At 72.0% G+C, this 24,439-nt stretch carries 29 protein-coding genes; 20 read left to right on the top strand and 9 right to left on the bottom strand.

The window, feature by feature from the left end; all coding sequences use genetic code 11:
- The first annotated feature begins 26 nt into the window (after positions 1–26).
- From Srubr_RS28695 to Srubr_RS28655, 9 genes are all read left to right on the top strand, one after another.
- Positions 27–1,478, top strand: coding sequence for a menaquinone biosynthesis decarboxylase (locus tag Srubr_RS28695; RefSeq protein ID WP_189994344.1), 1,452 nt, complete (start codon positions 27–29; stop codon positions 1,476–1,478).
- Positions 1,475–2,398, top strand: a complete 924-nt coding sequence (mqnP, locus tag Srubr_RS28690) for a menaquinone biosynthesis prenyltransferase MqnP (RefSeq protein ID WP_373313479.1) — start codon at positions 1,475–1,477, stop codon at positions 2,396–2,398. The genes Srubr_RS28695 and mqnP overlap by 4 nt, the downstream gene beginning before the upstream one ends.
- Positions 2,399–2,511: 113 nt before the next feature.
- On the top strand, positions 2,512–3,174 hold the full coding sequence (locus Srubr_RS28685; RefSeq protein WP_189994342.1) for a UbiX family flavin prenyltransferase: 663 nt from the start codon (positions 2,512–2,514) through the stop codon (positions 3,172–3,174).
- A 52-nt stretch (positions 3,175–3,226) separates the two neighbouring features.
- Entirely contained in the window at positions 3,227–3,682 is a 456-nt protein-coding gene (locus tag Srubr_RS28680; protein ID WP_189994340.1) for an Lrp/AsnC family transcriptional regulator, read from the top strand.
- 38 nt (positions 3,683–3,720) lie between these two features.
- Complete coding sequence (gene mqnE, locus Srubr_RS28675; protein WP_189994338.1) at positions 3,721–4,884, top strand: aminofutalosine synthase MqnE; 1,164 nt, start codon at positions 3,721–3,723, stop codon at positions 4,882–4,884.
- Positions 4,885–5,182: 298 nt separating this feature from the next.
- Positions 5,183–5,839 carry a UdgX family uracil-DNA binding protein gene (locus tag Srubr_RS28670; RefSeq protein WP_189994336.1) on the top strand — a complete coding sequence of 219 codons (657 nt, stop codon included), beginning with the start codon at positions 5,183–5,185 and terminating at the stop codon, positions 5,837–5,839.
- A gap of 16 nt (positions 5,840–5,855) precedes the next feature.
- On the top strand, positions 5,856–6,380 hold the full coding sequence (locus tag Srubr_RS28665; RefSeq protein WP_189994334.1) for a GNAT family N-acetyltransferase: 525 nt from the start codon (positions 5,856–5,858) through the stop codon (positions 6,378–6,380).
- A gap of 111 nt (positions 6,381–6,491) precedes the next feature.
- Positions 6,492–6,800 (top strand): DUF4229 domain-containing protein, encoded by a 309-nt coding sequence (locus Srubr_RS28660; RefSeq protein ID WP_189994332.1) that lies wholly within the window; start codon positions 6,492–6,494, stop codon positions 6,798–6,800.
- Positions 6,801–6,898: 98 nt separating this feature from the next.
- Positions 6,899–7,549: a TetR/AcrR family transcriptional regulator gene (locus Srubr_RS28655; protein ID WP_189994330.1), complete on the top strand. Its 651-nt coding sequence runs from the start codon at positions 6,899–6,901 to the stop codon at positions 7,547–7,549.
- A 15-nt stretch (positions 7,550–7,564) separates the two neighbouring features.
- Here the strand turns inward: Srubr_RS28655 and Srubr_RS28650 are convergent, their stop codons facing one another.
- Positions 7,565–8,401: a MaoC family dehydratase gene (locus Srubr_RS28650; RefSeq protein WP_189994328.1), complete on the bottom strand. Its 837-nt coding sequence runs from the start codon at positions 8,399–8,401 to the stop codon at positions 7,565–7,567.
- Positions 8,402–8,629: 228 nt separating this feature from the next.
- Between Srubr_RS28650 and Srubr_RS28645 the strand changes: the two genes are divergently transcribed.
- The 4 genes from Srubr_RS28645 (at position 8,630) to Srubr_RS28630 (ending at position 12,664) form a co-directional block, all read left to right on the top strand.
- Positions 8,630–10,576: an AMP-dependent synthetase/ligase gene (locus tag Srubr_RS28645; RefSeq protein WP_189994326.1), complete on the top strand. Its 1,947-nt coding sequence runs from the start codon at positions 8,630–8,632 to the stop codon at positions 10,574–10,576.
- Between the two features lie 62 nt (positions 10,577–10,638).
- On the top strand, positions 10,639–11,244 hold the full coding sequence (locus Srubr_RS28640; protein WP_229926639.1) for a DUF6232 family protein: 606 nt from the start codon (positions 10,639–10,641) through the stop codon (positions 11,242–11,244).
- Positions 11,241–11,588: a hypothetical protein gene (locus Srubr_RS28635; protein WP_189994324.1), complete on the top strand. Its 348-nt coding sequence runs from the start codon at positions 11,241–11,243 to the stop codon at positions 11,586–11,588. The genes Srubr_RS28640 and Srubr_RS28635 overlap by 4 nt, the downstream gene beginning before the upstream one ends.
- Positions 11,589–11,782: 194 nt before the next feature.
- The gene (locus tag Srubr_RS28630) at positions 11,783–12,664 is read left to right on the top strand and encodes a LysR family transcriptional regulator (RefSeq protein ID WP_189994322.1); all 882 of its coding nucleotides are present in this window, start codon (positions 11,783–11,785) and stop codon (positions 12,662–12,664) included.
- Here Srubr_RS28630 and Srubr_RS28625 read toward each other — a convergent pair.
- The 4 genes from Srubr_RS28625 to Srubr_RS28610 form a co-directional block, all read right to left on the bottom strand.
- Entirely contained in the window at positions 12,648–12,803 is a 156-nt protein-coding gene (locus Srubr_RS28625) for a hypothetical protein (RefSeq protein ID WP_229926638.1), read from the bottom strand. The genes Srubr_RS28630 and Srubr_RS28625 overlap by 17 nt on opposite strands.
- Positions 12,804–12,848: 45 nt before the next feature.
- Complete coding sequence (locus tag Srubr_RS28620) at positions 12,849–13,478, bottom strand: class I SAM-dependent methyltransferase (protein ID WP_189994320.1); 630 nt, start codon at positions 13,476–13,478, stop codon at positions 12,849–12,851.
- A gap of 106 nt (positions 13,479–13,584) precedes the next feature.
- Positions 13,585–13,899 (bottom strand): AzlD domain-containing protein, encoded by a 315-nt coding sequence (locus Srubr_RS28615; protein WP_189994318.1) that lies wholly within the window; start codon positions 13,897–13,899, stop codon positions 13,585–13,587.
- Positions 13,896–14,612 carry an AzlC family ABC transporter permease gene (locus tag Srubr_RS28610; RefSeq protein ID WP_189994316.1) on the bottom strand — a complete coding sequence of 239 codons (717 nt, stop codon included), beginning with the start codon at positions 14,610–14,612 and terminating at the stop codon, positions 13,896–13,898. The genes Srubr_RS28615 and Srubr_RS28610 overlap by 4 nt, the downstream gene beginning before the upstream one ends.
- Before the next feature lie 67 nt (positions 14,613–14,679).
- Between Srubr_RS28610 and Srubr_RS28605 the strand changes: the two genes are divergently transcribed.
- Positions 14,680–15,246 (top strand): helix-turn-helix domain-containing protein, encoded by a 567-nt coding sequence (locus Srubr_RS28605; RefSeq protein WP_189994315.1) that lies wholly within the window; start codon positions 14,680–14,682, stop codon positions 15,244–15,246.
- Between the two features lie 129 nt (positions 15,247–15,375).
- Here Srubr_RS28605 and Srubr_RS28600 read toward each other — a convergent pair whose 3' ends face one another.
- Positions 15,376–15,579, bottom strand: coding sequence for a cold-shock protein (locus Srubr_RS28600; RefSeq protein ID WP_030778293.1), 204 nt, complete (start codon positions 15,577–15,579; stop codon positions 15,376–15,378).
- Positions 15,580–15,864: 285 nt separating this feature from the next.
- Between Srubr_RS28600 and Srubr_RS28595 the strand changes: the two genes are divergently transcribed.
- The 5 genes from Srubr_RS28595 (at position 15,865) to Srubr_RS28575 (ending at position 20,427) form a co-directional block, all read left to right on the top strand.
- The gene (locus Srubr_RS28595) at positions 15,865–16,713 is read left to right on the top strand and encodes a menaquinone biosynthetic enzyme MqnA/MqnD family protein (protein WP_189994313.1); all 849 of its coding nucleotides are present in this window, start codon (positions 15,865–15,867) and stop codon (positions 16,711–16,713) included.
- 37 nt (positions 16,714–16,750) lie between these two features.
- Entirely contained in the window at positions 16,751–17,746 is a 996-nt protein-coding gene (locus Srubr_RS28590; protein WP_189994553.1) for a prepilin peptidase, read from the top strand.
- An 81-nt stretch (positions 17,747–17,827) separates the two neighbouring features.
- Positions 17,828–19,027: a cyclic dehypoxanthinyl futalosine synthase gene (gene mqnC / locus Srubr_RS28585; RefSeq protein ID WP_189994311.1), complete on the top strand. Its 1,200-nt coding sequence runs from the start codon at positions 17,828–17,830 to the stop codon at positions 19,025–19,027.
- 27 nt (positions 19,028–19,054) lie between these two features.
- Positions 19,055–19,654: an imidazolonepropionase-like domain-containing protein gene (locus Srubr_RS28580; protein ID WP_189994309.1), complete on the top strand. Its 600-nt coding sequence runs from the start codon at positions 19,055–19,057 to the stop codon at positions 19,652–19,654.
- 59 nt (positions 19,655–19,713) lie between these two features.
- The gene (locus Srubr_RS28575) at positions 19,714–20,427 is read left to right on the top strand and encodes a demethylmenaquinone methyltransferase (RefSeq protein ID WP_189994307.1); all 714 of its coding nucleotides are present in this window, start codon (positions 19,714–19,716) and stop codon (positions 20,425–20,427) included.
- Here Srubr_RS28575 and Srubr_RS28570 read toward each other — a convergent pair.
- On the bottom strand, positions 20,414–20,731 hold the full coding sequence (locus tag Srubr_RS28570) for a PASTA domain-containing protein (protein ID WP_268257579.1): 318 nt from the start codon (positions 20,729–20,731) through the stop codon (positions 20,414–20,416). The two genes, Srubr_RS28575 and Srubr_RS28570, sit on opposite strands and share 14 nt — an antisense overlap.
- 229 nt (positions 20,732–20,960) lie before the next feature.
- Here Srubr_RS28570 and Srubr_RS28565 point away from each other — a divergent pair, with 229 nt between their 5' ends.
- Entirely contained in the window at positions 20,961–22,253 is a 1,293-nt protein-coding gene (locus tag Srubr_RS28565) for a geranylgeranyl reductase family protein (protein ID WP_189994304.1), read from the top strand.
- A gap of 70 nt (positions 22,254–22,323) precedes the next feature.
- On the opposite strand, the gene def is transcribed toward Srubr_RS28565, so the two are convergent.
- Both def and Srubr_RS28555 read right to left on the bottom strand, forming a co-directional pair.
- Positions 22,324–22,947, bottom strand: coding sequence for a peptide deformylase (gene def / locus Srubr_RS28560; protein WP_189994302.1), 624 nt, complete (start codon positions 22,945–22,947; stop codon positions 22,324–22,326).
- Between the two features lie 128 nt (positions 22,948–23,075).
- Positions 23,076–23,936, bottom strand: coding sequence for a C40 family peptidase (locus tag Srubr_RS28555; protein WP_189994300.1), 861 nt, complete (start codon positions 23,934–23,936; stop codon positions 23,076–23,078).
- Between the last annotated feature and the right edge of the window lie 503 nt (positions 23,937–24,439).

The raw sequence follows: 24,439 nt of genomic DNA, 5'->3' as shown, positions 1-24,439 counted from the left end.
GCGGTACGTCGGCGATACTGGGGCACATGGCTTACGACGATCTTCGCTCCCTGCTCCGGGCGCTGGAGCGCGAGGGCGACCTCAAGCGCATCAAGGCCGAGGTCGACCCGTATCTGGAGGTCGGGGAGATCGTCGACCGGGTGCAGAAGTCCGGCGGTCCGGCGCTGCTCTTCGAGAACGTGCGCGGCTCGGACCTGCCCCTCGCCATGAACGTGTACGGCACCGACCGCCGGCTGCTGAAGGCGCTGGGCCTGAAGTCGTACGACGAGATCTCCGACAAGATCGGCGGCCTGCTGCGGCCCGAGCTGCCGCACGGCTTCGTCGGCGTGCGCGAGGCCTTCGGGAAGCTGGGCGCGATGGCCCACGTCCCGCCGAAGAAGGTCAAGGAGGCGCCGGTCCAGGAGGTCGTCCTGCAGGGTGACGACGTGGACCTGGAGCGGCTCCCGGCGCTGTTCACCTGGCCCCAGGACGGCGGCTCCTTCTTCAACCTCGGCCTGACCCACACCAAGGACCCCGAGAGCGGCGTCCGCAACCTGGGCCTGTACCGCCTCCAGCGCCACGACAAGCGCACCATCGGCATGCACTGGCAGATCCACAAGGACAGCCGGAACCACTACCAGGTGGCCGCGCGCCGGGGCGAGCGCCTGCCGGTGGCCATCGCCTTCGGCTGCCCGCCCGCCGTGACCTACGCCTCCACGGCCCCCCTCCCCGGCGACATCGACGAGTACCTCTTCGCCGGCTTCCTCGCGGGCAAGCGGATCGAGATGACCGACTGCAAGACGGTCCCGCTCCAGGTGCCCGCCCACGCCGAGGTGGTCCTGGAGGGCTGGCTGGAGCCCGGCGAGATGCTGCCCGAGGGCCCCTTCGGCGACCACACCGGCTTCTACACCCCGCAGGAGCCGTTTCCGGCCCTGCGGATCGACTGCGTGACCATGCGCAGGCGCCCGCTGCTCCAGTCGATCGTCGTCGGCCGCCCGCCGACGGAGGACGGCCCCCTCGGCCGGGCCACGGAACGCTTCTTCCTGCCCCTGCTGAAGATCATCGTCCCGGACATCGTGGACTACCACCTGCCCGAGGCCGGCGGCTTCCACAACTGCGCGATCGTCTCGATCGACAAGAAGTACCCCAAGCACGCGCAGAAGGTGATGCACGCCGTCTGGGGGGCGCACATGATGTCCCTCACCAAGCTGATCGTGGTCGTGGACGCCGACTGTGACGTCCACGACCTGCACGAGGTCGCCTGGCGGGCCCTCGGCAACACCGACTACGCCCGTGACCTCACGGTCGTGGAAGGCCCCGTCGACCACCTCGACCACGCCTCCTACCAGCAGTTCTGGGGCGGCAAGGCGGGCATCGACGCCACGCGGAAGTGGCCGGAGGAGGGCTACACCCGCGACGGCGGGTGGCCGGAGATGGTCCTGTCGGACCCGGACACGGCCGAACGGGTGACCCGGCGCTGGAAGGAGTACGGACTGTGAGCAGCGAGGTCATTGTCGGAGAGGGGAGCGCGAATGGTCCCCGCGCCCGTGGGGGTGTTTCGGCGTTCCTCCGCCTGGTGATGATCGAGCACTCGGTCTTCGCGCTCCCCTTCGCCTACATCGCCGCCCTGACGGCGATGTACGAGTGGGACGAGAACATCCACTGGGGCCGGCTGCTCCTGGTCACCGTCTGCATGGTGGGCCTGCGCACGTTCGCGATGGCGGTCAACCGGATCATCGACCGCGAGATCGACGCCCGTAACCCGCGCACCGCGCACCGGGAACTGGTGACGGGCGCGATGTCGGTCCGGCACGCCTGGACCGGCGCGCTGATCGCCCTCGTGGTCTTCCTGGGCGCGGCGGCCCTGCTCAACCCGCTGTGCCTGGCCCTCGCCCCGGTGGCCGTGGTGCCGATGGTGGTCTACCCCTACGGCAAGCGGTTCACCAACTTCCCGCAGGCCATCCTCGGTCTCGCCCAGGCCATGGGTCCGGTCGGCGGCTGGCTGGCGATCAGCGGGGAGTGGTCGTGGAACGCGGTGATCCTCGGCCTGGCCGTGGGCATCTGGATCGGCGGGTTCGACCTGATCTACGCCTGCCAGGACGTGGAGACGGACCGCGAGATCGGCGTGAAGTCGGTCCCGGCCCGCTTCGGCATCCCGGCCGCGATCTGGGGCGCCCGCGCCTGCCACACGGTCACCACGGCCCTGTTCGTCTGGTACGCCCTGGCCACCGGCGCGGGCGCGTTCTTCTGGCTGGGCCTGGTGATCGTCGCGGCGGCCTTCGTCTACGAGCACAGGATCGTCCGCCCGCACGACCTGTCCCGCCTGAACAGGGCGTTCTTCTCGGTCAACGGGTTCATCGGAATCGCCTTGTTCGTGTGCGCGCTGCTCGATCTCCTGGTGCGCGGTCTGACCGTCTGAAAAACGGAAGCCTCGCGGTGGGCGTCTCCCGCCCGCCCCGAACCCCCACCGGTCCTGAGCCCCTGTGCGCGCGCCGGTACTCTCAAGGTGTGAACGCAGGAGAAACGCAGCGCGTGCCTTGGATCGTGGGGGTGTCCGGAGCTTCCGGGACGCCGTACGCGGCGGCCGTGCTGCGAGCGCTGCTGGCGGCCGGGGAAGCGGTGGACCTGGTGGTCAGCCGGGCCTCGCGGCTGACGCTGCTGGACGAGACGGGTCTGCCCTTCCGCGACGCCCACTGGCAGGACGACCTCGCGGAATGGCTGGCCCGCGGCGCCGACGGCAAGCCCGGGACCTTCGACGTGGACGTCAGCGGCGTCCGCCACTGGAGGGCGGGCGACCTCGCGGCCGGGCCGTCCTCCGGCTCGTACCCGGCCCGCGGCATGATCGTCGTGCCCGCCTCCACCGCCTGCGTGGCCGGTGTGGCGCTCGGCCTGTCCAAGGACCTCCTCCAGCGCGCGGCGAGCGTCACGCTGAAGGAGCGCCGCCCGCTGGTGGTGTCCGTACGGGAAGCCCCGTTGAACGGCCAGACGCTGCGCCACCTCGTCACCCTGGACGACGCCGGCGCCTCGGTCGTCCCGGCCTCGCCCGCCTTCTACGCGGGCGCCACCCACATCCAGGACCTGGTGGACTTCGTGGCCGGCCGGGTGCTGGACGCGGCGGGCGTCACCCACGGCCTGTACCGGCGCTGGCGAGGAGACCTGGGCGGCGGCCTGACGGACGGCACCCGGGGCGATTAGCAGTACGTACCTCTCATCACTTCAGGAACTTTCACCGGAAGGCTTCGATCGCATGGACGCGGTGGACAGGCAGCTCATCCAGGCCCTGAGGGAGAACGGCCGGGCCTCGTACGCGGAGCTGGGGCGCCTGGTCGGCCTGTCGGGCCCCAGCGTCACCGACCGCATCAACCGGCTGGAGGCGGCCGGTGTCATCACGGGCTACCGGGCCACGGTGGACTCGGCCTCGCTCGGCCTCGGTGTCACCGCGCTGATCGGCATCTCGCTGTCCGACGCGGCCGACCACGAGGACGTCGCCCAGCGGCTGCGGGACCTGCCGGAGATCGAGGACTGCTGGTTCATCGCGGGCGACGACTCGTACATGCTCAAGGTCCGGGCGTCGGACGTGGACGGGCTGGAGCGGACCATCCGCCGGCTCAGCGGCACCAAGGGCGTCTCCCGGACCCGTACCACGATCGTGCTGTCCACGAAGTGGGAGAACCGGGTCGGGGAACTGCCGGAAGAGGTGTAGGGATACCGTTGGTCGGGCTGTCGTAGAAAGGTGTTGCCATGGACGTCGGGCTCAAGCGCGAGCTGGAGGAGAAGGTCCGTTCCGGGGAGCGGCTGACCCGCGAGGACGGCATCGCGCTGTACGAGTCGGACGACCTGGCCTGGCTCGGCGGCCTGGCCCACGAGGTGCGGACCCGCAAGAACGGTGACGTGGTCCACTTCAACGTCAACCGTCACCTCAACATGACGAACGTGTGCACCGCGTCCTGCGCCTACTGCTCGTTCCAGCGCAAGCCGGGCGAGAAGGACGCGTACACGATGCGCATCGAGGAGGCCGTCAAGCTCGCCAAGGCGATGGAGTCGGAGAACCTCACGGAGCTGCACATCGTCAACGGTCTGCACCCGAACCTGCCGTGGCGGTACTACCCGCGGTCGCTGCGGGAGCTGAAGAAGGCGCTGCCGAACGTCTCGCTGAAGGCGTTCACGGCGACGGAGATCCACCACTTCGAGACGATCAGCGGCCTGTCGGCGTCCGAGATCCTGGACGAGCTGATCGACGCGGGCCTGGAGTCGCTGACCGGTGGCGGCGCGGAGATCTTCGACTGGGAGGTCCGGCAGCACATCGTGGACCACCGCACCCACTGGGAGGACTGGTCCCGCATCCACCGGCTGGCGCACGAGAAGGGCCTGAAGACCCCGTGCACCATGCTGTACGGCCACATCGAGGAGCCGAAGCACCGGGTCGACCACGTGCTGCGGCTGCGTGAGCTGCAGGACGAGACGAACGGCTTCCAGGTCTTCATCCCGCTGCGCTACCAGCACGACTTCGTGGACATGAAGGACGGCAAGGTACGCAACACGCTCCAGGCGCGGACCTCGATGGCGACCGGCGCGGAGGCGCTGAAGACGTTCGCGGTGTCCCGGCTGCTGTTCGACAACGTGCCGCACGTGAAGGTCTTCTGGGTGATGCACGGTGTGCAGACCGCCCAGCTGGCCCTCCAGCACGGCGCGGACGACATGGACGGCTCGGTCGTCGAGTACAAGATCACCCACGACGCGGACAACTACGGCACGCCGAACAAGCTGACCCGGGAAGACCTCCTGGAGCTGATCCGCGACGCCGGCTTCCGCCCCGTGGAACGCAACACCCGCTACGAGATCATCCGCGAGTACGAGGGCCCGAACCCGTCCCGCCGCGACGAGCCCCAGCCGATGCGCGTCTGACCCACCGGCCTGCCCACCCACCCGACTCGGTGGGCAGAAAGGCTGAACGGGGAACCACAGCGCGACGCCCCCGTACCGGGCGGCGGCGCCTGGCCCACCAAGGGGCGCGGGGCCGCGTGGGCGCATCCAGGCCCGGCGCGGGCCCCATGCAAGCCGACGGTGCCTGGTCCCGGCGCGGGGCCGTGTTGGACATGCGGCTCCACCGCGTGGGCGCGACAAGCCACGACGCAGCCGCAGCCGGGCGACGGCGGGCACGACCCCCTCGCTTCTCCGCCGGAACGAGGGGTACTCGCCCGGCATGCCAGCAGCGAAGGCACCCGAGGACGCGTACACCGCGGCCCCCTTCGTCCCCGAGGGCGCTGATCTGCCCGCCCTCCGCCAAGCCGCCGCAGGCTGTCGCGGTTGCCCCCTCCACCGCCCCGCCACCCAGACGGTCTTCGGCGCCGGAAGCGCCGACGCCCGCGTCATGCTCGTCGGGGAGCAGCCCGGCGACCAGGAGGACCGTCAGGGAAAGCCGTTCGTCGGCCCGGCGGGCAAGCTGCTCGACCGGGCGCTCGAAGAGGCCGGTATCGATCCCGCCGAGGCCTACGTGACGAACGCGGTGAAGCACTTCAAGTTCACCCAGGCCGAACCCCGCAAGCGCCGCATCCACAAGGCGCCGAGCCTGCGGGAGATGACGGCCTGCGGCCCCTGGCTCGCGGCGGAGCTGGCGCTGGTGGAGCCGGAGCTGATCGTGATCCTGGGCGCCACGGCCGGAAAGGCCCTGCTGGGCTCGTCGTTCCGGGTGGGCGAGGTACGCGGCACGGTGCTGGAGCGGGAGATCCACGGACGCCCCGAACGCCTCGTACCGACCGTGCACCCCTCCTCGGTGCTGCGGGCGCGGGACGACGACCGCAGGGCCGCGTACCAGGGCCTGGTGGCCGATCTGGAGGTGGCCGCACGCACCCTCGGGTAATGGTTACACTCCCTTGGTGCCTCTTACCTTCACCTTGGATCCAGCGATCACCCCCGCCCTGCGCGAGGGCATCCTCGACCTGTGGACGGACGTCTCGAACGCGGGCGGTTCCGTCGGCTTCGTACCCCCGGTGACCTCCGACGAGATACGGCCCGAGCTGGTGCGCCACTTCGTGGCGATGGCCGAGGGCCGCACCCGGCTGCTCGTCGGACACGACGAGGCCGGCCGGGTGGCCGCGACCGCCTTCCTCGCCCGCAACACCCACCGGCTGATGACGCACTGGCTGTGGCTGTACACGGTGATGGTCCACCCCCGCCACCAGGGCCGGGGCTACGGCCGCGACCTGATGGCCGCCGCCGAGGAGGCGGCCCGCGGCCTCGGGGGCATCGAGGCGATCCGGCTGACCTGCCGGGGCGGGCACGGCCTGGAGCGGTTCTACGCCTCCTGCGGCTACAAGGAGGTCGGCCGGGTCCCGGACGCCATCCGGGTCGGGCCCGGCGACGACCGTGACGAGATCGTCATGCTGCTGCCGCTGCGCTGACCCGGCGCACGGCGCCCGTACCACTCCCTTGCGCGACCCCCTTGCATGATCGCCACCGGGTCGTGCTCTACTGGACGATGACCCTATTTGGAATCGGACGAGTGGATTGAGATGCTCCGCTACACGCTGATGCGCCTCGGTATCTTCGCGGGCTGCCTCGTGATCGTCTGGGGAGCCGTCTACTCGGGCATCTTCCCGCGCGGCTTCGGTGACTCCAACCTCCTGTGGGTGCTGCTGCTCTCCCTGATCCTGTCGGCGCCGATCAGCTGGGTGGTGCTGCGCAAGGAGCGGGACCGGGCCTCGGTGCGGATCGTGAAGAAGGTCGACCGGATGAAGGCCAACCTGGAGGCCAACCGCAGCCAGGAGGACTTCGCCGACGACGTCGCGCGGGCGCAGGGCGGGGCCACCGCGTCCAGCTAGCGCGTGCCCGGGCCGACGGGACGCTCCCGGCCGATGGGCCGCTCCCGGCCGACGCGTGCTCGGCCGGGTACGGCACCCGGCCGAACTAGGCTTGCCCCATGGGTGCCGTGAAGACCAAGCGGATGCCGCGGGCGGTGCGCGAGCGGCAGATGCTCGACGCCGCCGTGCGGATCTTCGGGCAGCGCGGGTACACGGCCGCGTCGATGGACGAGATCGCCGAACTCGCGGGCGTGTCCAAGCCGTTGGTCTATCTGTACCTGAACTCGAAGGAAGACCTCTTCACCGCCTGCATCCGCCGGGAGGCCGCCGCGCTCACGGCGGCCGTGCGCGCCGGGGTCCGCCAGGACCTGCCCGTCGAGCGGCAGTTGTGGGAGGGCCTGCGGGCGTTCTTCGCGCACACCGCCGAGCATCCGGACGGCTGGTCGGTGCTGTACCTCCAGGCCCGCAGGCACGGTGAGCCGTTCGTGTCCGAGGCGGCGGCGATGCGCGCGGAGATCGTCGCGTTCGTGACCCGGCTGGTGGCGGTGGCGGCGCGGGAGGCGCACCGCGATCCCGGCCTGCCGGAGCGCGAGGTGGCCGGGCTCGCCGAGGCGCTGGTCGGCGCGGCGGAGTCGCTCGCCGCGTGGGCCAACAGCACCCCGCAGGTGACGGCCCAGCAGGCCGCGTCCACCTTGATGAACTTCGCCTGGTCGGGCCTGGGCAACCTCATGGGGGGCAAGGTCTGGGCCCCGCCGCCGGAGCGGGAGTAGCGCGACCGGCGCCCCTCAGCTTTTTCCGACCGTTCCCTTCAGGCACAGCCTTCCGTCCTCGCCCCGCAGTTCGAACCGTCCCGCGCCGTCCGCCCCGTAGGCCACCGTCCCGGGCAGCGGTACCGGCGCCCGGAACCGGGCCCGTACGGCGGTCGCGGCCGGGGTGCCGTGCGCGGCGAGGCAGCGGGCGAGGGTCCACATGCCGTGGGCGATGGCCCGGGGGAAGCCGAAGAGCCGGGCGGTGAGCGGGTGCAGGTGGATGGGGTTGCGGTCCCCGGACACGGCCCCGTACCGCCGCCCCACGTCCGCGCCGAGCCGCCACTCGGCGAGGGTGGGCAGCCGCTCCCCGTCGTCCGCCGGGCCCCGGCGCCGCGGCTCGCCGGTCCGGGCCAGGTAGGCGCTGCGGGACGACCACACCACCTCGCCCCGTGACCGTACGGCCGTCGCCACCACCGCCTCGGTCCCGCGCCGGCGTGCCGCCAGTTCCTCCACCCACACGGAGAGCTCGTACTCCGCGTCGGCCGGCAGCGCGGAACCTTGCTCGATCTCGACGGACGTGTGGACCAGGCCCAGCAGCGGCAGCGGGAAGTCCCGGCCGCTCATCAGCCGCATGGCCAGCGGGAAGCCGAGGACGTGCGGGTAGGTGAGGGGGAGGGCGGGCTCGCCGGTGGGGAAGCCACAGACCCGCTCGTAGGCGGCCAGGCGCGCGAGGTCGACGCGTACGCCGGGCAGCACCAGCCGGGTGCGGGGGACGGGGGCGTCGGGGGCCGGGTGTTTGAAGGGGGAGCGCAGGGCGCCGCGGGCCAGCAGGGGGCCGAGCGCGGGCGGCGCGGCGAGGGTCACGGTGTGCATCGGGTCACGCCCCAGCGGTCTCTCCGGATTGCCTACTCTGAAGTAACGTTACCGGAGGTAAGTCGGGTGGGTGCTCACTCCCCGAGGCTGCACATCCCCGGCCCCGGACCCGCCCGGAACCCGCACAACCCCCTCACAGTGGAGCCGTACGATCACCAGGCCTGACCAGCGGTAACCCCGCCCGCACCGGGGCCCGCCGCCGGTGCACGCACGCAGGAGGAGCCGCCCGTGTCCACGTCGTACCCGAACGCCCCCGCCTCCTCCGGCGCCCCCGTCTCCGCCGTCGACTACGACGGCCGGCCGGTCCTCGTACAGCCCGACATCCGGCGGCTGGACGGCGCGGTGCGGGAGGTGTCGGTGCCGCCGTTCGCGCCCCCGGTCACCCACGGCTCCCTCGCCGACCTGCCGTACGACAACGCCGAGTCGGCCCCCGACGCGGTCGTGATCGGCCGCAAGCTGCCCGGCGGCCGCTGGACGGACCTGACGGCCGCGCGGTTCGCCGCCGAGGTGCAGGCGGTGGCGAAGGGGCTCATCGCCGAGGGCCTGAGGCCCGGCGAGCGGATCGCGATCATGGCCCGTACCACCTACGAGTGGACCCTGCTGGACTTCGCCGCGTGGGCGGCCGGGCTGGTCACCGTGCCGGTGTACCCGACCTCGTCCGCCTACCAGACCCGCTGGATCCTGCACGACTCCGGCGCGGTCGCCCTCATCACGGAGACCGCCGCCCAGGCCGCCGCGATCGGCCCCGAACTCCCGCACCTGCCCGACCTGCGCCACGTGTGGGTGATGGAGAAGGAGCACGTGGCCCGGCTCGCCGACGCGGGCGCGGCGGTGCCGGACGGGGAGGTGGGCGTACGCCGGGGCATGCTCGTCCCCGACACGCTGGCCACCCTGATCTACACCTCCGGGACCACCGGCCGCCCCAAGGGCTGCGCCCTGACGCACGGCAACTTCTTCGCCGAGGTGGACAACGCCGTCGAACTGCTCCACCCGGTGTTCAAGGCGCGCGACCACGACCCGTCGGTGCTGCTCTTCCTGCCCATGTCCCACGTCTTCGGCCGGATGGTGGCCATCGCCTGCGTCCGCGCCCGGGTCCGCCTCGGCCACGCCCCCAGCCTGGCCCCGGACGACCTGCTGCCGGACCTCGCCGCCTTCCGGCCCACCGCGCTGCTGACGATCCCCTACATGCTGGAGAAGGTGTACAACTCCGCGCGGGCCGGCGCGGAAGCCGGCGGCCGGACGGCGGTGTTCGACCGGGCGGCGGCCGTGGCCCGGCGCTACGGCGAGGCGCTGGAGGCCCGCCAGACCGGTACCGGCACCGGGCCGAGCCGCGCCCTGAAGACCCAGCGCGCCTTCTACGACCCGCTGGTCTACCGCCGCATCCGCACCGCCATGGGCGGCCGCGTCCGGTACGCGATCTGCGGCGGCTCCCCGCTCGGCCGGCGCCTCGCCGCCTTCTACGCGGGCGCGGGCATCGAGATCTTCGAGGGCTACGGCCTGACCGAGACCACCGGCGCGTCCACGGTCACCCCGCCGCTCCAGCCCCGGCTGGGCACGGTGGGCTGGCCGCTGCCCGGCACCCGGGTGCGGATCGCGGCGGACGGCGAGATCCTCGTCGCCGGCGACCACGTGCTGCGCGGCTACTGGGACGCCCAGGCGGGCGGTGTGGTCCCCGCGACCCGCGACGGCTGGCTGCCGACCGGCGACCTCGGCACGCTGGACGACGAGGGGTACCTGACCATCACCGGCCGCAAGAAGGAGCTGCTGATCACGGCGGGCGGCAAGTCGGTGGCCCCGGCCCCGCTGGAGAACTGGCTGCGCCAGCACCCGCTGATCTCCCAGGTGATGCTGGTGGGCGACGGCCGCCCCTACGTCGGCGCGCTCATCACCCTCGACCCCGACGGCATCACCCACTGGCGCCAGATGCTCGGCAAGCACCCGGTGCCGCCGGAACTCCTGATCGGAGACGAGGAGCTGACGGCCGTCCTCCAGCGCGCGGTGGACGAGGCGAACAAGCTGGTCTCCCGCCCGGAATCCATCCGCCGCTTCGCCGTCCTGCCGACGGACCTCACCGAGGCGTCCGGCCACCTGACCCCGTCGATGAAACTCCGCCGGGACCGCGTCCTGGAGGACTTCGCGGCGCAGGTGGAAAGCCTGTACGAGCGCTTGGAATAGCGCTGTACGAGCGCCTGGAACAGGCCGTACCCTGCCGGAACGCAGACACATCGGGGGAGTACATGAGCGACATGAACGGCACCGGCGCGCCGCCGCCGCCCCCACCGCCCGCCCCACCGTCCGGACCGCCGCCCCCGTCCCCTCAGCCGCCCTCGGGGCCGACGCGAGGCGTCCTCGTGCTGCGGGTGAGCCGCCGCATGCTGTGGGTGGGCTCGGCGGCCTTCCCGCTGCACAACATCACCATGGTCGACGCCTTCAGGCTGAAGCCCGACCGGGGCTCCGCCCTCGGCCGTTTCATGAAAGGGCTGTTCGGCGCCTTCGTGATCTATGTCGTGATCAATCTGATGGCCGGTGGTGAGGCGCGTATCGGGGACAACGGCAATCCCGCGCTCATCACCGTCCTGATCATCGTGGTCCTGTTCATCACCTTCAAGGACCTGTTCGCGGAGGACAAACCGGTGCTGGCCGTTCAGGTGGCCAGTGGCTCGACGGTGACCGTGACCCTGCCGAACATGGAGGAACTGCGGCAGATCGCCGGCCGGATCGCGTACGCGATCGACAACCCGGAGGCCGAGTTCACCGCGGTCGTGCACCAGTACAACACCAACAACTACGGGCCGGTCGCCAACCTCAACGGCGGTCAGGGGAACACGGGGTTCAAGCTGTGAGCGACACGACGAACTACTACGGTCCGGTCGCCAACGTCAACGGCGGCCAGGGCAACGTCGGCTTCAACTACGGCACGGTCGGCGGACCCACCGGAGATCCCGAACTCCGCGCGGCCGTGGCGGAACTGACCCGCGGCCTGGCGGAGCTGCGCCGCCACCTCACCCCGGAGCAGGACCGGACCGTGGAGGAGGCCCTGCCCGCGCTGACCCCCGACCGCGCCGCGCTGCGCGAGCGCGGTCTGGTCCTCGCGTCCATCGCCCAGATCGCCGCCGCCGTCGGCGCGGTCGGCGAGCCCGTCGTGACCGCGGTGGGGCGCCTGATCGCGCTGCTGGGCCAGGGCTGACCGAGCGGTCGGCACCGGCTGACCGAGGGGGTCGGCACCCGCTCCCCGCACATCCCGCGTCGTCCGGACTCGGCGGGGCGGGGAGCAGGGTTGCCGCCTGGGTCGGTCGCGGCCCGGGAACGATCCTCGTACGACACCAACACCCAGTCAATCCTGGGGTTTTCTTCCCAGACCCAAGCATTACCTTGGGTGTCATGACTCTGGACGACCTCCGTGTGTTCGTGGCCGTGTGCCGCGCGGGCAGCCTCAGTTCGGTTGCCCGCGACCTCGGCCGCACCCAGTCCGCCGTCAGCCAGCACGTGAAGCGGCTGGAGCGGGAGACCGGCGTCGCCCTGCTGGAGCGCCGCCCGCGCGGGGTCGTCCCGACCCGGGCCGGCCGGATACTGGAGACGGCGGCGGCCGAGGGCATCAACGGTCTCGACCTGGCCGTACGGCAGCTCCGCGACCTCCTCGACGGCCACAGCGGCCACGTCCGCGTCGCCACCGGCGCGACGACCGTACGGCACTTCATGTCCGAGGCGGTCGTGTCCTTCCGGCGCAGCCACCCCAAGGTCAACCTGGAGTTCCGCACGGTCAGTTCGGGCCGGGGCAGCTTCGACGCCCTCGCCGACGGCACCCTCGACCTCGCCTGGATCACCATCGGCCCCCCGGTCCGCGGCATCGAGCAGCGGACCGTCGTGGAGCTGCCCTGGCTCCTCGCCGTACCGGCCGACGACCCCTTGGCGGACCGCCCCCACCTCGACCCCGCCGAACTCACCGACACCCGGCTCATCCGGCTCCCGCCCAACTCCGCCTCCGCCGCCCACCTGGAGGCGGCCTGCGCGGAACGGGGAGTCCGGTTCGCCTACGAGCCGAGCGTGGCCGACTGGGACACCGCCCTGCTCCTCGCCGAACTCGGCGTCGGCAGGGCGGTCGTCCCCGCCGTACCCGGCCTGCCCGTCCCCGGCGACGGCCCCCTCCGGCTGATCCCCCTGCCCGGCCTGCGCCCCCTCCCCGTCGGCTGGGCCGTACGCCGCTGGGACGCGCTCAGCCCACCGGCCCGCGCCTTCGCGGACACGGTCACCGCCGTGCGCTGAGCGGCAGTTCGGCCCACACGGTCTTGCCGACGTCCCGCTCCGCGACGCCCCACAGCCGGGCCTGCACCCGCACGATGACCAGCCCGCACCCGCACTCGTCCTCCGGCCGCCCGTCAAGGAACCGGAGTCGGCGCCACATCCGCGGCTCCCAGGGCCCCGCCCCCACCTCACCCCCAAGACCTGGTCAGCCCTTCTTCTGGGCGAGAAGGAACGCCTGCGGGGCTGACTCCCCGTGTTCGGCCACCCGCTCGCGCACCGTGCTGGAGCGGACGGCGAAACCGGCGCCCCTCAGCAGTTCGGCCATCCGCTCGGGGCGGCGCCGGTGGAAGTCCAGGGAGACGGGGTGGCCCCAGGGCTGGTCCAGGTGGAGTGGTTCGTCGCCGGTCTGGAAGGCGAGGAGGAGCCGGCCGCCGGGGGACAGGACACGGTGGAACTCGGTGAACAGGGCGGGAAGTTCGGCCGCGGGCGTGTGGATGCTGGAGTACCAGGAGACCACCCCGGCCAGCGAACCGTCGGCCAGGGAAAGGTCCCGCATCGAGCCCTGCTCGAACCGCAGCCCGGGATACCTGCGGCGGGCGACCGTGATCATCGACTCGGACAGATCGAGGCCGAACACGGACAGACCGAGTCCGTCGAGGTGCGCGGTGATCTCACCGGGACCGCAGCCGAGGTCGGCGACCAGGCCGGAGGGCCCGACCTGTTCGGCGTACGCGGCGAGCAGGGCCCGCTCCAGCGGCCGGTGCGCGAGCTGGTCGCGGAAGTGGACGGCGTAGTCCTCGGCGATGGTGTCGTAGAAGGCACGGGTGTCGGACATGGGGAGGGACCCTAGCGGCCCGGACCGACAACCCCCGTACCTGATGGCCGTTGGCCGGAACATGACGTGCGGGGTTACGGGCCGATGGTCCAGACGAGGACACGGCCTAGCCGGTCCCCGCCAGCCGCAGCAGCGCCGTCGTCGCGGCGGCGGTCAGCACCACCGCGGCGAACGGGGCCCGGCGCCAGGCCAGCGCGGCGCCGACCAGGACCCCGGCCGGGCGGGCCCAGCCCGCGAACCGCCCGGACTCGGTCAGTGTGCCCGTGGCCAGCAGGGCGACCAGTATGACCACCGCGCCCGCCGACGCCAGCTCCTGCACACGCGGCGGCACGGTGACCCGGCCGTGCAGGGCCGGGCCGACCATCCGGAAGGCGTACGTGCCGACGGCCAGGGCGACGATCACGGTGACGGTCGCGTTCATACGGCGGCTCCGGAGACCGCGCGGCGTCTGTGCGCGAACAGGCCGGCCAGGGCGAGCAGCACCGGGACGCCGGCCGGGACGGCGGGCGTGACCGCCAGGGCGAGCCCGGCGCCGAGCAGGGCGCAGCGCCGTACCGTCGCGTCCGTGCGCAGGGCGGGCAGCACCAGGGCGGCCAGGACGGCGGGGAAGGCGGCGTCCAGGCCGTAGCGGCCCGTGTCGCCGAGGGCGCCGCCCGCGAGCGCGCCGGCCAGGACGCCCAGGTTCCACACCGCGTACAGGCCGAGCCCGACGATCCAGAAGGCCCGGCGCCGACGGGCCGGGTCCGGCTCGGCGAGGGCGAAGGCGACCGTCTCGTCGGTGACCAGGTGGGCGCCGAGGAACCGGCTCACCCGGCCGGAGCCGATGATCTCGGCCACGGCCAGGCTGAAGGCGGCCGTGCGGGTGTTGAGCAGCAGCCCGGCGGCCACGGCGGCGGCCGGGCCGCCCCCGGCGAACAGCACGCCGACCGCGCTGAACTGGGCCGCTCCCGCGTACACCACCACGGACATCAGCACCGGCACCCACAGCGGCAGCCCGCCCCCGACGGCCACGGCGCCGAAGGACAGGCCCACGATGCCGCCGGCCAGCCAGACGAGCGCGCTGTCCCGGACGAGGGCGCGGTCGTCGGCGGTTTCCGTGGACCCGGCGGGGTCCGTTCGCTGTGCCGAACGCATGTTTTCTACGATGAACGCTGAGCACATTGTCCGTCAAGACACACGTTCGTGTGATGGAGTGAACGACATGTCCGAGGCCACCCCCGTCCGACTCCCCCTGGAATGGCTCGCCGCCGCCCTGAAGCGGGAACGCGGCCGTGCCGGGCTGTCCCTGTCCGAGCTGGCCAGGCGGGCCGGCGTCGCCAAGTCGACGCTGTCCCAGCTGGAGGCGGCGAGCGGGAACCCGAGCCTGGAGACCGTCTGGGCGCTCGCGGTGGCACTCGGCGTGCCCTTCAGCGCGCTGGTCGAGCCGCCCGCGTGGCAGGTCCGGGTGATCCGGGCCGGACAGGGGCCCGTGGTCCGCTCCGAGCAGTCCGGCTACGCGGCCTCCCTGCTCTCCACGTGCCCGCCGGGCGCCCGCCGGGACCTGTATTCCGTGTGGCTGGAGCCGGGGGCCGTGCGGGAATCGGAGCCCCATATTCCGGGGAGCGTGGAACACCTGGTGGTGAGTGAGGGCGCGGTGAAAGCGGGGCCGCGCGGGGAGACCGTGGAACTGGGGCCGGGGGACTACATGTCCTACCGGGCGGATGTGCCGCACTCCTATGAGGCGCTCGCGGACGGGGCCAAGCTCGTGCTCCTCATGCAGCACATGTGAGACGCGGCGGGCCCATGGGGCCGGTGTGGTTTGTGAACGGGAAATGAACGGGAAAAGGCAGGAGCCCCGTCGCCGGATGGCGTGGGGCTCCTTGGGTACTGCTCTCAGGTTCTGCGATCAGGCAGGGAATCAGGCGGGGGTGACGTTCTCCGCCTGCGGGCCCTTCGGGCCCTGCGTGACGTCGAAGGTCACCGCCTGGTTCTCCTCAAGGGAGCGGAAGCCGGTGGCGTTGATCGCGGAGTAGTGAACGAAGACGTCGGGGCCGCCGCCCTCCTGGGCGATGAAGCCAAAGCCCTTTTCGGCGTTGAACCACTTAACGGTTCCGGTAGCCATAAGCCCTCCTTGGGCTCAAAAGGGTTGCCCTGCTCCAGAACCTGCAAGTGTGAAACGGTGCCGCACCACTGCATACTTCTGAAAACGACGAGAGCCCGCGGTCACATGCTCCGCAGGCTCTGTACTGCAAGGGAAACCAAACTGCAACTTGCGGCGAGCCTAGCACGGGGGCGCCGGAAAGCAATAGAGGTCAAGATCACTTCACCCGGATGTTTGAACGCTCGTTAGGCCGTTCGGGGCCGGGTTGGTCCAAGCGCCGTACCGTACGGGGGCTAGTCTCGCGATGTGGACAATTCTCGCACCCGGCCGCGTGTCGGCCACATCCAGTTCCTGAACTGCCTGCCCCTGTACTGGGGGCTCGCGAGAACCGGCACGCTTCTCGACTTCGAGCTGACCAAGGACACCCCGGAGAAGCTCAGCGAGCGGCTGGTGCGCGGCGAGCTGGACATCGGCCCCGTCACCCTCGTCGAGTTCCTCCGCAACGCCGACGACCTCGTCGCCTTCCCGGACATCGCCGTCGGCTGCGACGGGCCGGTGATGTCCTGCGTGATCGTCTCCCAGGTGCCGCTCGACCGGCTGGACGGTGCCCGGGTCGCCCTCGGTTCGACCTCCCGCACCTCGGTCCGGCTCGCCCAGCTCCTGCTCGCCGAGCGGTACGGGGTGCGGCCCGACTACTACACCTGCCCGCCCGACCTCAGCCTGATGATGCAGGAGGCCGAGGCCGCCGTCCTCATCGGCGACGCGGCCCTGCGCGCCAACCTCGTGGAGGGGCCCCGCTACGGCCTGCAGGTGCACGACCTCGGCGCGCTCTGGAAGGAGTGGACCGGGTTGCCGTTCGTCTTCGCGGTCTGGGCGGCCCGCCGGGACTACGCCGAGCGAGAGCCGGGGATCACCCGCCGGGTCCACGAGGCATTCCTCGACTCCCGCAACCTCTCCCTGGAGGAGGTCGCCAAGGTCGCCGAACAGGCCGCCCGCTGGGAGGCGTTCGACGAGGCCACCCTGGAGCGGTACTTCACCACCCTCGACTTCAGCTTCGGCGCCCCCCAGTTGGAGGCGGTCGCCGAGTTCGCCCGCCGGGTGGGGCCGACGACCGGCTTCCCGGCCGACGTACGGGTGGAACTGCTCCAGCGGTAGGAGGGGAGGGCACGTGGGTGCGGCGACCGCGGGGTCACTGGCGCTCGTAGCCGGGGTGTGGGGCGCGCTGACCGGACTGCTGCTGCCCCGGGCCGCGTACCGCTTCTCCGTCCCGCCCGGCGAACCCTGGCGCGACCGGTGCCCGGCCGGCGCCCACCCGCTGCGGGGCTGGCTGGGCGGAGCCCGATGCGCGGCGTGCGGGAGCGCACGGGGGCGCGCGGAGCCCAAGGGGGGCGCTGAGGCCGGTGAGGCGCGCTCCGGGGCAGTCGCTCGTGAGGGGCGGTCCGGGCCCGACGGCGGTGAGGGGCGTTCGGGTTCTGCCGGGGGTGAGGGGCGGTCCGGGCCCGACGGCGGTGAGGGGCGTTCGGGTTCTGCCGGGGGTGAAGGGCGGTCCGGGCCCGACGGCGGTGAGGGGCGTTCGGGGTCTGCCGGGGGCGAGGCGCACTCCGGGCCCGTCGGCCGTGCGGCGGGCTCGGCATCCGCCGGTCGTCAGGTGCCGTCCGGGCTGCCGCTCGCTCTCGTCACCGCGCTCGTCTGCGCCGTCCTCGCCGCGGCCACCGGGACCCGGCCCGAGCTGGGGGTCTGGCTGTTGCTCGCGCCCGTCGGGGTGCTGCTGGCCGCCGTGGACCTGCGGGTGCGCCGGCTGCCCGACCCGCTGACCCTGCCGCTCGCCGCCGCCGCCCTCGCCCTGCTCGGTGTCACCGCCCTGCTCCCCGAGCACACCGGCCACTGGCCCACCGCCCTCTGTGCCGCCCTCGCCCTCACCGCCGGCCTTTTCGCGCTGCACCTCCTCAACCCGGACGGCATGGGCTTCGGCGACGTGAAACTGGCCGCCGGGACCGGCGCCGTGCTCGGCTGGTACGGCTGGCCCACCGTGCTGCTCGGCACCTTCGCCGCGTTCCTGCTCGGCGCCCTCTACGGCGGCGCCCTCGTCCTCGCCCGGCGCGCCGGGCGCAAGACCGGCGTGCCGTTCGGCCCGTTCCTCCTCGCCGGCACCCTCGCCGGGCTGCTGACCGGGGCGTTCGCGGCCTGACGTCGGCCCCCGAAACCGCCTGGCGTAGTCTGGCGTACGTCCGTCCACAACCCCTTACGAAACCTTGCGAAAGGGACGCCGGTGACCGAGAAGGCCGACCTCCAGTCCGTCCTCGACCGCGCCGCGGCGGGCGGACGCATCACCCCCGAGGAAGCGCTCGCCCTCTACCGTGACGCCCCTCTGCACGCCCTCGGCTCCGCCGCCGACGCCGTGCGCCGCCGCACGTACGCGGGCACCGAGCACATCGCCACGTACATCATCGAGCGGAACATCAACTACACGAACGTGTGTGTCACGGCGTGCAAGTTCTGCGCCTTCTACGCGGCTCCCAAGGACACCGAGAAGGGCTGGACCCGCGACCTCGACGACATCCTGCGCCGCTGCGCGGAGACCGTCGAACTCGGCGGCACCCAGATCATGTTCCAGGGCGGTCACCACCCGGACTACGGCGTCGAGTACTACGAGAAGCACTTCAAGGCCATCAAGGAGGCCTTCCCGCAGCTGGTGATCCACTCCCTCGGCGCGTCCGAGGTCGAGCACATGGCCCGGATCAGCGGCGTTTCGGTCGAGGAGGCCATCACCCGGATCCACGAGGCGGGCCTGGACTCCTTCGCCGGCGCGGGTGCCGAGCTGCTGCCGGAGCGGCCGCGCAAGGCCATCGCCCCGCTGAAGGAGAGCGGCGAGCGCTGGCTGGAGATCATGGAGACCGCGCACCGGCTGGGCGTGGAGTCCACCTCGACCATGCTCATGGGCACCGGCGAGACCAACGCCGAGCGCATCGAGCACCTGCGGATGATCCGGGACGTACAGGACCGCACGGGCGGCTTCCGCGCCTTCATCCCGTACACCTACCAGCCCGAGAACAACCACCTGAAGGGCCGCACCCAGGCGACCCTGTTCGAGTACCTGCGGATGATCGCCATCGCCCGCCTCTTCCTGGACAACGTCCGGCACATCCAGGGCTCCTGGCTCACCACGGGCAAGGAGATCGGCCAGCTGTCCCTGCACTACGGCGCGGACGACCTCGGCTCGATCATGCTGGAGGAGAACGTCGTCTCCTCGGCCGGCGCCAGGCACCGCTCCAACCGCCTGGAGATCATCGACCTGATCCGCAAGGCGGGCCGCGTCCCGGCGCAGCGCTCCACCACGTACGAGCACCTCGTCGTGCACGACGACCCGGCGAACGACCCCGTGGACGACCGTGTGGTCTCCCACATCTCCTCCACGGCCATCGAGGGCGGCACCGCCCACCCCGAGCTGAAGCTGCTCGCCTCTAACTAGCCCGCGCCGGGAGAAACCAGGACCGCCGTGCTGACGCTGCACACGGACTCCAGGGGCCACGCCCACCTCGTCCGGGGCGAACGGATCGAGGCCGTGGGGCCCCTGGAGGAACTGGCCGCCGCGCACCCGCACGCGCGCGTGCGCCGCTGGCCGGGCATCCTCACGCCCGGGTACGTCAACCCCCACGGCAACGAACTGCTGGAGCGGACGTACCACCCGGACCCGCGGGAGGCCGACGCCCTCGGCACCGAGCCGCTGACCGGCGCCGCGCTCGACGCGCTCCCCATGGACGACGCCCGCTGGGGCGCGAGCGCCCGGCGCGGGGTCCAGCGCATGCTGGCGTACGGCACGGTCGCCGTGGCCTGTGAGCCGCTGCGCCTGCGCGCGGTCCAGGACGCCGTGCGCCGCACCGGCATCGCCGTCGTACCCCGCCCGGTCCCCGCCCCCGGCACCCCGTCCCTGGACCCCTTCGCCCACCACCCCGAGGCGGCCCCGCCCCGCGGGCCGGGCTCCGCCGCCCACTTCGCCGTCTTCGACGTCGAGGACGAGGCGGAACTGGCGGCGCGGGGAGCCCTGACGTGCGTGGCGACGGTCCTCTCGGGCCGTCTGGTCTTCCGCCGCCGCTAGCCGCCCCCACGCGGCAAGCCGCCGCCCGGGCCGTGCGACCCGGCTGCAACAATGGGCGGGTGACCCGCGCTTCCCTGAACAAGCAGCCGCACGAAGTCGCCTCGATGTTCGACGACGTGGCGGAACGGTACGACCTGACGAACGACGTGCTGTCACTCGGCCAGGACCGCCGCTGGCGCAGGGAGGTGGCGAAGGCCGTCGACGCCCGCCCCGCGCAGAAGGTCCTGGACCTCGCCGCCGGCACGGCCACCTCCTCGCTCCCCTTCACCCGGACCGGCGCGTACGTCGTCCCCTGCGACTTCTCCCTGGGCATGCTCCAGGTCGGCAAGAAGAAGCACACCTGGCTGCCGTTCACCGCGGGCGACGCGACGCGGCTGCCGTTCAAGGACGACACCTTCGACGCGGTGACGATCTCCTTCGGGCTGCGCAACGTCCAGGACACGGACGCCGCCCTGCGCGAGATGTACCGCGTCACCCGCCCCGGCGGACGCGTGGTGATCTGCGAGTTCTCCCACCCGACCTGGGCGCCGTTCCGCACCGTCTACACCGAGTACCTGATGCGCGCGCTGCCGCCGGCCGCCCGCGCGGTCTCCTCGAACCCGGAGGCGTACGTCTACCTCGCCGAGTCCATCCGGGCCTGGCCCGACCAGCCGGGCCTCGCCGAGCGCCTGCGCAAGGCGGGCTGGTCGAAGGTCGCCTGGCGCAACCTCACCGGCGGCGTGGTGGCACTGCACCGGGGCTTCAAGGAGGGCCCGGGCCTCAAGGAGAGCTGATCCCGGCCACCTCGTACGGGTCGTGCGGCGGGTCCAGTTCCCGCCCCGGCCCCCCGCGCGGCGGTGCCGGCACGCGCGGCTCGCGCACGCCCCCGCCTCCCTCGCCCTCCGCGAAGTCGAACCACACGTACACCTTCGAGTCCCGCGGCACCTCGGTGCCGGGCTGCGGGTGCTGGCGTACGACGTAGTCCACGACGGCGAGGTGGAAGTCCGGGCGGTCCGGCGCGTCCAGGGACAGGCCCCGTGCCCGGGCGGTCTCGCGCGCGTCCACGGCCATCAGACCGACCAGACGCGGGACGCGCACTTCGGGTGTCTTGGGTGGTATGTGCACAGATGTCACCCCCAGTGGTACTGGCAGGGTAGCCCCGGCCCGCGCCACCCGGAAGGCGCTGATGTCTTTCCGTGACAGACGGGCACGAAGAGTGACCATCGCCGGGGGGTGGCCCTTCGGCGGCGCGGCCAACTGCGCTGAATAGACTGCCTATGTCCCGTGCCGGCCGGCACACACCATTCGACCTTGGGGAGATCCCGCCGTGACCGTCGTGACCGAGCCGCTCTCCGAGAACACCGCCGACGTGATCGTCGTGGGCGCGGGGCCGGCCGGCTCCACGACCGCGTACCACCTCGCCAAGGCCGGACTCGACGTGCTGCTGCTGGAGAAGACCGAGTTCCCGCGCGAGAAGGTGTGCGGCGACGGCCTCACCCCGCGCGCGGTCAAGCAGCTCGTCGCCATGGGGATCGACATCTCCGAGGAGGCCGGCTGGCTGCGCAACAAGGGGCTGCGCATCATCGGCGGCGGCGTCCGCCTCCAGCTCGACTGGCCGGACCTCGCCTCCTTCCCGGACTACGGCCTGGTCCGCAAGCGCGACGACTTCGACGAGCAGCTCGCCCGCAACGCCCAGAAGGCGGGGGCGCGGCTGTACGAGCGGTGCAACGTGAGCGGCCCGATCGTGGACGACCGCACCGGCCGCATCACCGGTGTCACCGCCAGGCTCGGCGAGGACAAGCGCGAGGTCGCCTTCCGCGCGCCGTTGGTCGTCGCCGCCGACGGTAACTCCACCCGGCTGTCCCTCGCCATGGGCCTGCACCGCCGCGAGGACCGCCCGATGGGCGTCGCGGTCCGGACCTACTTCGAGAGCCCCCGCCACGACGACGACTATCTGGAGTCCTGGCTGGAGCTGTGGGACCGGCGCGGCCCCCAGGACCGGCTGCTGCCCGGCTACGGCTGGATCTTCGGCATGGGCGACGGCACCTCGAACGTGGGCCTCGGCGTGCTGAACACCTCCGCCTCCTTCAAGGAGCTGGACTGGCGGGAGATCCTCAAGGCGTGGTGCGCCTCCATGCCGGAGGACTGGGGCTACACGCCCGAGAACATGACCGGCCCCATCCGCGGCGCCGCCCTCCCCATGGCCTTCAACCGCCAGCCGCACTACACGCGCGGCCTGCTGCTCGTCGGCGACGCCGGCGGCCTGGTGAACCCCTTCAACGGCGAGGGCATCGCCTACGCCATGGAATCCGGCCAGATCGCCGCCGACGTCATCGTGCAGGCCCACGCGCGCGCCACGCCCGCCCAGCGCGAGACCGCCCTCCAGCGCTACCCGCGCGTCCTCAAGGACACCTACGGCGGCTACTACACCCTCGGCCGCGCCTTCGTGAAGCTCATCGGCAACCCGAAGGTCATGCAGATCGCCGCCCAGCGCGGTCTGACCCACCCGATGCTGATGAAGTTCACCCTCAAGCTCCTCGCCAACCTCACCGACCCCACGGGCGGCGACGCGATGGACCGCATCATCAACGGCCTGACCAAGGTGGCCCCGAAGGCCTGACGACCGACGGGGCCGGACGGCGCCGGGGCCCGCCCAGGGGCGTCCGGCGCCGCCACGGCTCCGAAGGGGGTCACGCGCCGAAGGTGGTCTCCTTGGCGGCGCGGCGGGCGTACACCTCGTCCCGGCGGTCCGTCATCTGCCGCAGCGCGTCCTTCCGTTCCCGCTTGGACAGCCGGTCCAGGTAGAGCCGGCCGTTGGTGTGGTCGGTCTCGTGGGCGAGGCAGCGGGCGAAGTACCCGGTGCCCTCGACGACGACCGGCCGGCCGTCCCGGTCCTGCCCCCGCACGACGGCCCGGTCCGGCCGCGGCACGGCCATCACGGCGCCGGGCACCGACAGACAGCCCTCGCCCTCGTCCAGCAGCCGTCGCTCAGTCGTGGGCGTTTCGAGCATCGGGTTGACGATGTGTCCGACATGCCGGACACCGTCGTCGTCCGGGCAGTCGTACACGAACAGCCGCAGCCCGACGCCGACCTGATTCGCCGCCAGCCCCGCGCCCTCGGCGACGTACATCGTGCGGAACATGTCGTCGATCAGCGCGGCGAGATCGGGTCCGAACTCCGTGACGTCGCGGCACGGCTTGTGCAGCACCTCCTCGCCCACTTCGGTGATGCGCCGCACCGCGCCACGCCCGGCCTCGGGGGCGTAGCGCGGGTAGTAGCCGGCGGGATTTCCCTGTACGAACACGCGTGGCATCGCGTGCCCTCCTTCGCTCGAACGCGGACCGCCGGACGGCGGCCCGAGCAGAGCATGGCAGGGAACGCGCGAGGGCCGCTGCCCGGGGGCAGCGGCCCTGTGGTGCGCGCGAGGGGCGCGGAGTGCGCTCAGAGCACCCGTACGGCGCCGGTGGGCGGGTCGTAGGACAGCGGGCGCTCCACGACACCGGTGGAGGAGTTCTGCGCGCCCACGAACATGCCGCCGCCGACGTAGACGCCGACGTGGTAGGCGCTGCCCGCGCTGCCCCAGTACAGGATGTCGCCCGGCTGGAGGTTGCTCAGCGAGACCTGGGTGCCGGCGGTCGACTGGTCCTGCGACACGCGCGGCAGGCTGACGTTGATCTGCCGGAAGGCCGTCTGCACCAGGCCGGAGCAGTCGTAGGCGGACGGGCCGGTGGCGCCGGGGACGTACGCCTTGCCGACCTGCGCCCTGACGAAGTTGACGATCGTCGCTGCCGAACCGGTGGCCGTGGACGTGCTGGTGCTGGTGCTGGTGCCGGCGTCGGCGTCCGAGCCGGTGCCGCTGCCGCCGAGGACGGTGCCGGTGCCCGCCGAGGCGGAGAGCGTGGTCCGCTCCGCGGTGCGCGACGCGCGGGCGGCGGCCTCCCGGCGGGCTTCCTCCTCGGCCTTCTTCTTGGCCTCGGCCGCCTTCTTCTTGGCCTCGGCGAGGTCCGCCTCGGCCTTCTTCGCGGCCTTGGCGGCGGCCGCGTCACGCTCCGCCTGCAGCTGGTAGTTCGCGGCGGCCTGCTCGGTCGCGTCCGCGGACTGGGCCGCCTGAGCGGCCAGGTCGGCCGTCAGGGTGGGCAGTTCGAGGGTCTGCGTCACCGGCTCGGCCGCGTTCGCCGACCCGGACGCCCCGGCGACTGCCAGGGTGCTGAGGACGCCACCGGCAACTCCGGCCCGCACGGCGAGGGTCGACGCGCTGCGGCGGGGCTTCCGGTGGCTGCGTATGTGAGCGGTGTGGGACATGGGAACAACCGGTACCAGGGGCTCCTTCATATCTTCAAGAAACGTGTCGTGCGCCACAGTTGCTCAATCGATACCTGGAAACCCGGGCGTGTCGCGCTTTATTGACGCCGTAACGGACATTGCGGACCGTCGTGATCAAGCCCTTGATCACGGCCTTTGATCATTACGTCCGAATTGCCCCGCGCTTACCACTGGTTGGGGTCGTTGGCCAACCCCGGTTCTCATCGCCCTCTCATGGACGTGACGGAGGTCACGGAACGGCCGGTGGAACTCCGGCGTCCGGCGCGTGCGGACTTCGTGAACGCGTGCACGCGCCGGGTTCCGCGTTCACACCCGCCGCGGAGTCCGCTCCGGGATGTGAACGGGGCCCACTATCAGATGCCTGCGCCCAGCACCAATTTGCATGCAGGCGAACTCTCTTGATATTGAGACGACCCCTCTCGCCTGCGGTGATAAGTAGGAATGTCACTTCTGGTGATCAACTGAACGCTTCCGGTGTGTAG

The organism is Streptomyces rubradiris (genome assembly GCF_016860525.1).
Lineage (GTDB): Bacteria > Actinomycetota > Actinomycetes > Streptomycetales > Streptomycetaceae > Streptomyces > Streptomyces rubradiris.
The sequence above is the reverse complement of the archived record's forward strand: the minus strand, read 5'-3'. Positions and strand labels throughout refer to the sequence as shown.

Bases quoted from the DNA above. Each gene is read 5' to 3' on its own strand.
- Srubr_RS28695 (WP_189994344.1), top strand. From the start codon at position 27: ATGGCTTACGACGATCTTCGCTCCCTGCTCCGGGCGCTGGAGCGCGAG.
- Srubr_RS28680 (WP_189994340.1), top strand. From the start codon at position 3,227: ATGGACGCGGTGGACAGGCAGCTCATCCAGGCCCTGAGGGAGAACGGC.
- mqnE (WP_189994338.1), top strand. From the start codon at position 3,721: ATGGACGTCGGGCTCAAGCGCGAGCTGGAGGAGAAGGTCCGTTCCGGG.
- Srubr_RS28670 (WP_189994336.1), top strand. From the start codon at position 5,183: ATGCCAGCAGCGAAGGCACCCGAGGACGCGTACACCGCGGCCCCCTTC.
- Srubr_RS28660 (WP_189994332.1), top strand. From the start codon at position 6,492: ATGCTCCGCTACACGCTGATGCGCCTCGGTATCTTCGCGGGCTGCCTC.
- Srubr_RS28655 (WP_189994330.1), top strand. From the start codon at position 6,899: ATGGGTGCCGTGAAGACCAAGCGGATGCCGCGGGCGGTGCGCGAGCGG.
- Srubr_RS28650 (WP_189994328.1), bottom strand. From the start codon at position 8,401: ATGCACACCGTGACCCTCGCCGCGCCGCCCGCGCTCGGCCCCCTGCTG.
- Srubr_RS28640 (WP_229926639.1), top strand. From the start codon at position 10,639: ATGAGCGACATGAACGGCACCGGCGCGCCGCCGCCGCCCCCACCGCCC.
- Srubr_RS28630 (WP_189994322.1), top strand. From the start codon at position 11,783: ATGACTCTGGACGACCTCCGTGTGTTCGTGGCCGTGTGCCGCGCGGGC.
- Srubr_RS28625 (WP_229926638.1), bottom strand. From the start codon at position 12,803: ATGTGGCGCCGACTCCGGTTCCTTGACGGGCGGCCGGAGGACGAGTGC.
- Srubr_RS28620 (WP_189994320.1), bottom strand. From the start codon at position 13,478: ATGTCCGACACCCGTGCCTTCTACGACACCATCGCCGAGGACTACGCC.
- Srubr_RS28615 (WP_189994318.1), bottom strand. From the start codon at position 13,899: ATGAACGCGACCGTCACCGTGATCGTCGCCCTGGCCGTCGGCACGTAC.
- Srubr_RS28610 (WP_189994316.1), bottom strand. From the start codon at position 14,612: ATGCGTTCGGCACAGCGAACGGACCCCGCCGGGTCCACGGAAACCGCC.
- Srubr_RS28605 (WP_189994315.1), top strand. From the start codon at position 14,680: ATGTCCGAGGCCACCCCCGTCCGACTCCCCCTGGAATGGCTCGCCGCC.
- Srubr_RS28600 (WP_030778293.1), bottom strand. From the start codon at position 15,579: ATGGCTACCGGAACCGTTAAGTGGTTCAACGCCGAAAAGGGCTTTGGC.
- def (WP_189994302.1), bottom strand. From the start codon at position 22,947: ATGCCACGCGTGTTCGTACAGGGAAATCCCGCCGGCTACTACCCGCGC.
- Srubr_RS28555 (WP_189994300.1), bottom strand. From the start codon at position 23,936: ATGTCCCACACCGCTCACATACGCAGCCACCGGAAGCCCCGCCGCAGC.